This is a genomic window from Eikenella sp. (assembly GCF_057315495.1).
Map to the genome: position 1 here is coordinate 1 of NZ_DBHKXY010000022.1, position 9398 is coordinate 9398.

The following is a 9398-nucleotide window of genomic DNA, read 5'->3' on the forward strand; positions in this document are numbered from 1 at the left end:
TGCAGGATAAGGCTTGCGTGGGGGGCTTTAGCACCTTTTTTGTTACTTATGCCGATATTGGCTATTTACTAAGCGATTGCGCGATTAGACTGATCGCAGAGAATGGGCAATCTATCATGATTGCAAATGACAGCAACATTCTGGGCTCCAGCCGAATTATTCTGCGTCCAGAATTCCAAAAGCGGTTTATAGATAAATTCTGCGCATTTCCAAGAATGCTCATCACACAAAGCGGTGTTCAGTTGTGCGAAATTCCTCCTGTAGAACATTGCAATTGGGATGGTCGTCGTTAAAACACGCCACCAAAAAGGCTACCTGAAATTTTCAGGTAGCCTTTTCCATTCCAATCAACCCTTATGGCCTATCGCTCCAAATACTTTTTCATCAGCATTAGGGCAAAGCGCACGGCTTGGGCTCGGATGGCTTCGCGGTCGCCTTCAAAGTGCTGCTCTTTGGCCCAGATGCGCTGTTTGGTGGCAAGGCTGAACCAAACCGTGCCCACGGGTTTGTCTTCGCTGCCGCCGTCGGGGCCGGCGATGCCGGAGATGCTGATTGCGTAGTCGGCCTTGGTGGCGATGAGTGCACCCAGTGCCATTTCGCGCACAGTTTCTTCGCTTACCGCGCCGTAGTGGTTGAGGGTGGCGGCGTTCACATTGAGGAGCTGCTGTTTGGCGTGGTTGCTGTAGGTCACGAAGCCGGTTTCAAACCAGGCGGAGCTGCCGGGCAGGCGGGTGAGTGCGGCGGCAAGCAGGCCGCCGGTACAGGATTCGGCGCAGGTGATGGTTTCGCCGCGTTGGGCGAGTTGTTGAGTAACTTCTTGCAGCAGGGTATCCATAACAGGGCTCGTTTGGGGTGATGACTGCCATCATCTATCAAAGCGGTGGGGCAGTCAATTTTTCAGGTAGCCTGCCTTCGGTTTCGGCGGCCAGACGCAACAATGCTTCACGGTTGGAAGGGGAAAAGGCAAGATTGGCGGCTTCGGTCAGCGGCAGCCAGCGGTGGGCGCGGTGTTCGTGCTCGGAAAGGCGCACGGGGCTGGCGGCAGAAATGCAGGCGGAGAAGACGTGTTCGGTGTTGCGGGTAACGCCGGGGGCGTAGCGGTGGCGCCAGTGTTCGTAGATTTCGTATTCGTTTTTCGTGTGCCAGTCTTTTAATTCTTCTGGCGCGAGCAGGATGCCGGTTTCTTCGGCCACTTCGCGCATGGCGGTGGCAAACGGGGTTTCACCTTCTTCCAGGCTGCCGGTTACGGATTGCCAAAAGCCGGGCGGGGATATGCGCTCGAGCATCAGGGCGCGGCCTTGCCCGTCGTGCAGCACCACCAGCACGGATTCCGGGCGTTTGTAGGCGGGGCTGCTCATGACTGAGAGTCCTCTTGGCTTTCCGATGGCTCGGCAGGATCAGGGTTGGCGTTGGCAAATTCGTCGGAGGCGGTATCGCCCTGCGCCTGATAGCTGGCTTTGAGCAGGGCGGCGGCATCGGGCGAGAGGTCTTGGTTCAAAATGCGCACTTCACGCTGTGGGAAGGGGAATTCGATGCCTTCTTCGTTAAACCGCCGCCACACGGTGAGCAAAATGGCCGAGCTAAGGCCGAGGAAGCCGTTTTCAGGATCGCGTACCCAAAAGCCGAGCCGCAGATCGATGCCGTTATCCGCAAAATTAATCAAATATGCCTTAGGCGGCGGATCGGTCTTCACGCGCTCCTGTGCGGCGGCTGCTTCCTGCAAAATCTCAATCGCTTGGGTTAAATCGGTATGGTAGGCTACCTGAACGTCTAAACTCTGCCATAGGGATTTGCCGGTGTAGGATTCGTTGATTACGGTGGAGGTGATGAAGGTTTCGTTCGGAATCAGCGCCTCCTGCCCGGTGCCGCTGCGCAGCACCACGAAGCGGGAAGTGAGTTGCGTCACGTAGCCGGTGAAGCCGTTTACCGTGAGCCGGTCGCCCGGGCGCACCGAGCGGTCGCCCAAAATAATGAAGCCCGACACATAATTGCTGGCAATCTTCTGCAAGCCGAAGCCCAAGCCCACGCCCAATGCGCCGCCGAACACAGAAAGCACGGTTAAATCAATGCCCACCAGCGGCAGCGCAATCAACACCGACAACACCAAAAGCAGCGAGCGCGCCAGTTTGGAAAGCACGATTTGCAGGTTCGGATCCAGCCGCGTGCTGCCTTTAAGCCGTGCATCGATATAGCGCGACAGCCACATCGCGCCCACCAGCATCACGCCTACCCACAACAATCCGGTGAGCACGGTATACAGCGAAAGCCGCGCCGAACCAACGGAAAACTGCAAACCGCGCAGCCAGGCCAAAATCAAATCGTCAATACCCGAAGCCCACAGCAGAAACGCGACCCACAGCGCAGCGGCCAGCGAAGATTCCATCCGTTCGGAAAACCGGTTGGCCGGAATCGCCGAATGAAACACCGCCAACACCACCCGAATCAAAATCATCCAACGCGCCGCCATCACCAACAGGCGCAGCCACACCGCCGTTGCCCCGAAAAAGGCAAACCAGCCACCCAAAGCCAAGGCTCCGCCCAGCAGCATCAACAGCGGCCAAGCAATGCGGCGCCCAATATGGCGTAAAAAATGCGGCTTGCCGTCTTCCGCCGGCATCTTACCCAGCAGCCGGTTGGAGAGAAAATACGCCCCCACCAGCAAAGCCAACGCCAACACCAAATCCACCCAGCCGAGCATTTTGGATAAGCTGCCAAGCAGCTGGTTCAGCCCGAATTCCTCACGCGAAAACAGGCTGAGCAAAAAGGCGTGCAGATTGGTGCCGAGTTGGTCGAGCCAATCAGCATTGGTGGCGGCAGTGAGCAAAGGAAGCATCATAATTTTTCCGTATAGTGTGTGATGGCGGCGATTATATAGGCAAACGGCAGGGCTTCATATGGCGGCTGGGGAAGGCTACCTGAAAAGCAGCTCATCAAATATCGGCATAGCCACACCGACCTACCCAGCCATCCTGCCAGCAAATGGGCGGGTATTCAACCCGCCCACCGTGTTTCAGGTAGCCTCAGATGTGCAAGCCACTCAACCCTCAGGCTGGATAAAACGCCATTGCCCCGGCAGCAAATCCTCACATTCCCAATCGCCGAAGCGCAGGCGGTGTAGGGCTTCCACGCGGTTTCCGGCAGCTGCCACCATGCGTTTTACCTGGTGGTATTTGCCCTGGGTGATGGTGAGCAGCAGGCTGTGCGGACTTTCCAATTCGGCCGCGGCAGCGGATACGGTTTCGTTGTCATCATGCAGCAGCACGCCTTGGCGCAAAGCAGCGCACAGGCTTTCGCCGGCCGGGTGCTTGAGCGTAGCGCGGTAAAGTTTGGACACATGGTGCTTGGGCGAGGTTTGGTGGTGGTTGAAGGCGCCGTCGTTGGTGATGAGCAGCACGCCGGTGGTGTCGGCATCGAGCCGGCCGATGGCTTGCGGCTCGGTGGCGCGGATGTGGTCGGGCAGCAGGGAAAACACGCTGGGGTAGTCGCGCGGTTTGTGCGAGGTTTCATAACCGGCGGGCTTGTGCAGCAGGATGTAGTAGTGCGGCAGGGGAATGACGGCAATCTCTTCGCCGTCGATGGCGAGGTGCTGCACTTGGGCGGGCTCGATTTCGGCTGCGGGCTGTTCGGCGGTTTCGCCGTTGATTTCAATGCGGCCTTGTTCAACCAGCTGGCGGCATTGCTTGCGGCTGCCGATGCCTTGGGCTTGCAGGTATTTGGTGAGTTGCATGATGGGCGGTTCGTGGATTAGATGCGGGAATTATAGCAAAGCAGTTTGGCAGCCCGGCTGCCCGCCGTTTGGAGGCTACCTGAAAACCAATAAAGGCAAGGCCAAGCCTGATCGGCGTGATAACACCAGCCAGTGAGCAAGCTGCCATATAAAAGGCTACCTGAAAACGGTAAGCCATGTTTTCAGGTAGCCTCTTAATATTGCCGTAGTGCAGCTTATGTGCGCCGTTGCAGTTTGCAGGCGAGCATGATGCCGGCGGCCAGCTCTTCCACCGATTTATGGGTGGTGCTGGTGTAGGGAATGCCATGCTGGCGGAACATGGATTCGGCCTCGTTCACTTCGCGCCGACAGTTTTCCGGGCTGGCGTATTGGGAGTTGGGGCGGCGCTCGGTGCGGATATGGTGCAACCGGGCGGGGTCAATGGTGAGGCCGAAGATTTTGGATTTGAAGGGTTTAACCATGCGCGGCAAGTCGGTGCTGTCCAAATCATCGGGGGTGAGCGGATAGTTGGCGGCGCGGATGCCGTATTGCAGGGCGAGATAGAGGCAGGTGGGGGTTTTGCCACTGCGGGATACGCCCATGAGAATCACGTCGGCATCGGCGAGGTCTTTGGCGGATACGCCATCGTCGTGGTTGAGCGAGAAGTTTACGGCTTCCATGCGGGCGTCGTAGCGCTCGGTGTTTTGGATGCCGTGGGTGCGCCCCACTTGCAACACGGCCTGGGTGCCGAGCTCTTCTTCCAGTTTGCTGATGAAGGCGTCGAAAAAGCTCAGGTGCAGGCCGTTGCAGTTGCGGATGATGTGGCGGATGTCTTCGCTCACGATACTGGTGAAGATGATGGGGCGCAGGTTGCAGCTGTCGGCAATTTTATTCACTTCGGCCACTACGCGTTCGGCTTTTTCGGCGGTGTCGATAAAGGGATAGGTGAAGCGTTTGAATTCGATGTCGTCGAACTGGTTGAGCAGGGCATCGCCCATACCCTCGGCGGTGAGGCCGGTGCGGTCGGAAATAAAGATGGCGTGTCGTGTGCAGGGAGGCATGATTATTCCTTTCAGGTAGCCTTAATGGGATGAGTAAACAGGTTTGAAAACGGCTTATTTTAGCAGCTTTTGTGATTCAAGTTTCAGGTAGCCCATGACAGAAATACAGCCAGCGGCTACAATACCGCCGTTTTCCCTTCAACTACCCACAGGACGGAATAGAATCATGTCTGGCAAGAATGTAATCTGGTTTGAAAATCTGCGTATGACCGACGTAGAACAGGTGGGCGGCAAAAACGCCTCCTTGGGCGAAATGATCAGCCAGTTGGCTGAAAAAGGCGTGCGCGTGCCCGGCGGCTTTGCCACTACGGCCGAAGCCTACCGCGCATTTTTGTCGCACAACGGCTTGAATGAGCGCATTTCCGCCGCGCTGGCCGGGCTGGATGTAGACGATGTGGTCGAGCTGGCACGCGTGGGCGCGCAAATCCGCCAATGGATTTTGGACACCCCCTTCCCCGCCGAGCTGGAAGCCGACATCAAAGCCGCATGGGACAAACTGGTGGCTGATGCGGGCACCGACCAAATTTCCGTGGCCGTGCGTTCTTCCGCCACCGCCGAAGACTTGCCCGATGCCTCCTTTGCCGGACAACAGGAAACCTTCCTGAATATCCAAGGCCTGGGAAACGTGAAAGAAGCGATGCACCACGTGTTTGCCTCGCTCTATAACGACCGCGCCATCTCCTACCGCGTGCACAAAGGCTTCGAGCACGACGTGGTGGCTCTCTCCGCCGGCGTGCAGCGCATGGTGCGCTCCGACAGCGGCGCTTCCGGCGTGATGTTCACTATGGACACCGAATCCGGCTTCGACCAAGTGGTGTTCGTAACCGCCTCCTACGGCCTGGGCGAAACCGTGGTGCAAGGCGCGGTAAACCCCGACGAATTCTATGTACACAAGCCCACCCTGCGCGCCGGCCGCCCTGCCATCCTGCGCAAAACCATGGGCTCCAAACTGATTAAAATGGTGTTCACCGACACCGCCGAAACCGGCAAATCTGTGCAGGTGGTGGACGTGGACGAAGCCGAACGTAAACGCTTCTCCATCAGCAACGAAGAAATCACCGAATTGGCCAAATACGCGCTGATTATCGAAGAACACTACGGCCGCCCGATGGACATCGAATGGGGCCGCGACGGCTTGGATGGCAAGCTCTACATCCTGCAGGCTCGCCCCGAAACCGTGAAATCGCAGGAAGAACGCAACAGCACCCTGCGCCGCTACCGCATCGAAAACAAATCTACCGTATTGTGCGAGGGCCGCGCTATCGGCCAGAAAGTCGGCCAAGGCACCGTGCGCCTGATTAAAAGCGCTGCCGAGATGGATCAAGTGCAGCCCGGCGACGTATTGGTAACCGACATGACCGACCCGGATTGGGAACCAGTAATGAAACGCGCCTCCGCCATCGTGACCAACCGCGGCGGCCGCACTTGCCACGCTGCCATTATCGCCCGTGAATTGGGCATTCCGGCGGTAGTGGGCTGCGGTGATGCCACCGATGTGCTCGCCCACGGCCAAAGCGTAACCGTATCCTGCGCCGAGGGCGACACCGGCCTGATTTACGACGGCCTGCTGAAAGTGGAAGTAATTGATTTGGCGCTGGACAACATGCCTGCTTCACCGGTGAAAATCATGATGAACGTGGGCAACCCCGAGCTTTCCTTCGGCTTTGCCAGCCTGCCCAGCGAGGGCATCGGCCTGGCACGTATGGAGTTCATCATCAACCGCCAAATCGGCATCCACCCGCGCGCCCTGCTCGAATTCGACCGCCAAGATGCCGAACTGCAGGCGCAGATTAACGAGCGCATCGCCGGCTACGCCTCACCGGTGGATTTCTACGTGGACAAACTGGCCGAAGGCATCGCCACCATCGCCGCCTCCGCCTACCCGAAAAAGGTAATTGTGCGGATGTCCGACTTCAAATCCAACGAATACGCCAACCTGCTCGGCGGCAATATCTACGAGCCGCACGAAGAAAACCCCATGCTCGGCTACCGTGGCGCCGCCCGCTACATTTCGCCCGATTTCAAAGAGTGCTTCGCGCTCGAATGCCGCGCTCTGAAATACGTGCGCGACGAAATGGGGCTCACCAACGTGGAAATCATGATTCCCTTCGTGCGCACCCTGCATGAAGCCGAAGCCGTAGTGAAAGCACTGAAAGAAAATGGTCTGGAACGCGGCAAAAACGGCCTGCGCCTGATTATGATGTGCGAACTGCCCACCAACGCCATCCTGGCCGAACAGTATCTGAAATACTTCGACGGCTTCTCCATCGGCTCCAATGACATGACCCAACTCACCATCGGCGTAGACCGCGACAGCGGCGGCCAGATTGCCGGCACCTTCGACGAGCGCGACCCGGCGGTGAAAGTGATGCTGCACCTGGCCATCAAAGCCTGCCGCAAGCTGAACAAATACATCGGCATCTGCGGCCAAGGCCCGTCCGACCACCCCGACTTCGCCAAATGGCTGGTTGAACAAGGCATCGAAACCATTTCGTTGAACCCGGATACCGTGATTGAAACCTGGCTCTATCTGGCCAAAGAACTGGCACCCAAGCAGTAAGCCCGGCTAGACAGCCATAGCAAAGGCTACCTGAAAACGCCACGCCGCTATTTTTACACAGCGGGGTTTTCAGGTAGCCTCAATTACGCTTTGCCCGCCCGTATAGAAGGCAAGCCGTGCTGCATTTTGCAGCAATATGCAAATTTTGCTGCCGCCACAGGCGGCATGAATTACAATGCCGCACCGCAATAGCCTAATCAGAAGAACTTGCCCGATATGAACAATTTCATCATCACCCCCTTCGAATCGGTACGCACCAACTCGGAAATATTCCGTTTGGATAGCACGTTCGACAGCATCAACCAAGAATGGGGCGAGGCCTCGAAAATCCTAATCGACAACATCCTGCGCCAAACCACCGAATACCGCTCCGCCTGCGAGCTGATATATGAAAATCAGGGCAAAAAGCTGAAGGCCATTATCTGTAACAAACACACCAATCCCACGCTAAACGGCCTGCCCGTGTTCTCCGCTGAAAGCATTGCCGCTTGGAAAGAGCAATACGATTATGTGGAAGATAAATACTATCTCACCATTCCCGACTTGGGCGTGTGCATCGGCGGTATGGGCGGCAAGAAAATCCCCAAAGGCGAAGACCGCATAGCCATTGCGTTTGCCCGCAGCGAGATTGAGTATTACAAAATGTTTGTTCAGGTATAGCCGGTTTTTCAGGTAGCCCGTACACACCACCATAAGGATTCACTCCCATGACCACCCATTTAGGTTTTCCGCTGGAAACCGTTGCCGTTTTCGTTGTCCTCTCCGTAGGCGCGATTGCCATCGATCTGTTTGCCCACCGCAGCGATAAGCCCATGTCGCTCAAAAGCGCCGCGCTATGGTCGGTGTTTTGGATTGCGGTATCGCTGGCGTTCGGCGGCTATTTGTGGTTCCACCACGGCAGCGAGACGGCCAGCCTGTTTTTCACCGGTTATGCGCTGGAGAAAGTGCTGTCGGTGGACAACCTATTCGTGATTATGGCCGTGTTTTCCTGGTTTAAAATCCCGGAGGCCTACCGCCACCGCGTGCTGTATTGGGGCATCATCGGCGCGATTGTGTTCCGCATGGTGTTCGTGGCTATCGGCACCGGCCTGATGGCGCTGGGGCCGTATGTGGAGCTCGTATTTGCCGTGGTGGTGGGCTGGACGGGTGTCATGATGCTGCGCCGCGATGAAGAGGAAGAAGCCAACGAAGACTACTCCGAACACCTGGCCTACCGCTGGGTACACCGTTTCTTCCCGGTATGGCCGCGCCTCCACGGGCACAATTTCTTCCTGCGCGGCCACGAGCTCACCGAAGCCTACCGCCAAAATCCCGACGTGCACCTCGAGCCGGCCGGCGAAGACCTGAAACACCCGGAGCAGAAGCACCCGCAACCGGTGAAAAAAGGTGCGCTGGTGGCCACGCCGCTGTTTTTGTGCCTGGCCATCATCGAGATTTCCGACGTGATGTTTGCCTTCGACAGCGTGCCGGCGGTGATTGCCGTATCCAAAGAGCCGCTGATTGTGTATAGCGCCATGATGTTCGCCATCCTCGGCCTGCGCACCATGTATTTCGTGCTCGAAGCCCTGCGCGGCTATTTGGTGCACTTGGAAAAAGCCGTGGTGGCGCTGCTGTTTTTCATCGCGGTAAAACTCGCGCTTTCCGCTTCCGAGCACCTGTTCCAACACGGCTACGAGATCTCGCCCAATGCCTCGCTGGCGGTGGTGCTGGCGGTGCTGGCCTTGGGCGTGGCTGCCTCTTTCGTGTTCCCGGAAAAAAGCAAAACAGACGAGCCAAACCAACAGCCCTAAGCGCACAGGCTACCTGAAAGCACTGCTGCAATTCAGCACGGCAAAGCTCAATTTCAGGTAGCCCTTCCACCATCTAAAGGCTACCTGAAACCCTTTCAGGTAGCCTTTGCGTCTGCTAAGGGCAGGCCCTTTGTGGCATAATACCGCCCATTTCCATCTTTCCAACAAACCGCGAATCATGACCAAATCACCGCAACGCAAAATCCTGGTTACTTCCGCCCTGCCCTATGCCAACGGCAGCATCCACCTCGGCCACATGGTCGAACACATCCAAACCGACG

At 57.1% G+C, this 9398-nt stretch carries 10 protein-coding genes; 5 read left to right on the forward strand and 5 right to left on the reverse strand.

All coding sequences use genetic code 11. The features are described 5' to 3' along the window. Nucleotides 1–293 (forward strand): hypothetical protein (locus ACO6EE_RS03310; RefSeq protein ID WP_485959207.1); only part of this gene is annotated, 293 nt, incomplete at its 5' end. Nucleotides 294–361: 68 nt separating this feature from the next. Here the strand turns inward: ACO6EE_RS03310 and pncC are convergent. From pncC to ppsR, 5 genes are all read right to left on the reverse strand, one after another. Further along, a complete protein-coding gene (gene pncC, locus ACO6EE_RS03315) occupies nucleotides 362–835 on the reverse strand; it encodes a nicotinamide-nucleotide amidase (protein WP_485959209.1) in 474 nt (157 codons plus the stop codon). A gap of 37 nt (nucleotides 836–872) precedes the next feature. Further along, nucleotides 873–1358, reverse strand: a complete 486-nt coding sequence (gene nudB / locus ACO6EE_RS03320) for a dihydroneopterin triphosphate diphosphatase (RefSeq protein WP_485959211.1) — start codon at nucleotides 1356–1358, stop codon at nucleotides 873–875. Beyond that, complete coding sequence (locus ACO6EE_RS03325; protein WP_485959221.1) at nucleotides 1355–2833, reverse strand: mechanosensitive ion channel family protein; 1479 nt, start codon at nucleotides 2831–2833, stop codon at nucleotides 1355–1357. Before ACO6EE_RS03325 ends, nudB begins: the two co-directional genes overlap by 4 nt. Nucleotides 2834–3037: 204 nt before the next feature. Further along, a complete protein-coding gene (locus ACO6EE_RS03330; RefSeq protein ID WP_485959213.1) occupies nucleotides 3038–3727 on the reverse strand; it encodes a pseudouridine synthase in 690 nt (229 codons plus the stop codon). Between the two features lie 215 nt (nucleotides 3728–3942). Then, the gene (gene ppsR, locus ACO6EE_RS03335; RefSeq protein WP_485959214.1) at nucleotides 3943–4767 is read right to left on the reverse strand and encodes a posphoenolpyruvate synthetase regulatory kinase/phosphorylase PpsR; all 825 of its coding nucleotides are present in this window, start codon (nucleotides 4765–4767) and stop codon (nucleotides 3943–3945) included. Between the two features lie 166 nt (nucleotides 4768–4933). Here ppsR and ppsA point away from each other — a divergent pair, with 166 nt between their 5' ends. From ppsA to ACO6EE_RS03355, 4 genes are all read left to right on the forward strand, one after another. Next, complete coding sequence (gene ppsA / locus ACO6EE_RS03340) at nucleotides 4934–7327, forward strand: phosphoenolpyruvate synthase (RefSeq protein WP_485959215.1); 2394 nt, start codon at nucleotides 4934–4936, stop codon at nucleotides 7325–7327. A 216-nt stretch (nucleotides 7328–7543) separates the two neighbouring features. Then, complete coding sequence (locus tag ACO6EE_RS03345) at nucleotides 7544–7987, forward strand: hypothetical protein (RefSeq protein WP_485959217.1); 444 nt, start codon at nucleotides 7544–7546, stop codon at nucleotides 7985–7987. Between the two features lie 47 nt (nucleotides 7988–8034). Then, on the forward strand, nucleotides 8035–9117 hold the full coding sequence (locus ACO6EE_RS03350; RefSeq protein WP_485959219.1) for a TerC/Alx family metal homeostasis membrane protein: 1083 nt from the start codon (nucleotides 8035–8037) through the stop codon (nucleotides 9115–9117). 178 nt (nucleotides 9118–9295) lie between these two features. After that, nucleotides 9296–9398: class I tRNA ligase family protein (locus ACO6EE_RS03355; protein ID WP_485959223.1), on the forward strand; the 103-nt coding region annotated here is incomplete at its 3' end.

What these genes read in the sequence shown, in the direction of transcription:
- ACO6EE_RS03345 (WP_485959217.1), top strand. Translation starts at nt 7,544, where the DNA reads ATGAACAATTTCATCATCACCCCCTTCGAATCGGTACGCACCAACTCG.
- nudB (WP_485959211.1), bottom strand. Translation starts at nt 1,358, where the DNA reads ATGAGCAGCCCCGCCTACAAACGCCCGGAATCCGTGCTGGTGGTGCTG.
- ppsA (WP_485959215.1), top strand. Translation starts at nt 4,934, where the DNA reads ATGTCTGGCAAGAATGTAATCTGGTTTGAAAATCTGCGTATGACCGAC.
- ACO6EE_RS03325 (WP_485959221.1), bottom strand. Translation starts at nt 2,833, where the DNA reads ATGCTTCCTTTGCTCACTGCCGCCACCAATGCTGATTGGCTCGACCAA.
- ACO6EE_RS03330 (WP_485959213.1), bottom strand. Translation starts at nt 3,727, where the DNA reads ATGCAACTCACCAAATACCTGCAAGCCCAAGGCATCGGCAGCCGCAAG.
- ppsR (WP_485959214.1), bottom strand. Translation starts at nt 4,767, where the DNA reads ATGCCTCCCTGCACACGACACGCCATCTTTATTTCCGACCGCACCGGC.
- ACO6EE_RS03350 (WP_485959219.1), top strand. Translation starts at nt 8,035, where the DNA reads ATGACCACCCATTTAGGTTTTCCGCTGGAAACCGTTGCCGTTTTCGTT.
- pncC (WP_485959209.1), bottom strand. Translation starts at nt 835, where the DNA reads ATGGATACCCTGCTGCAAGAAGTTACTCAACAACTCGCCCAACGCGGC.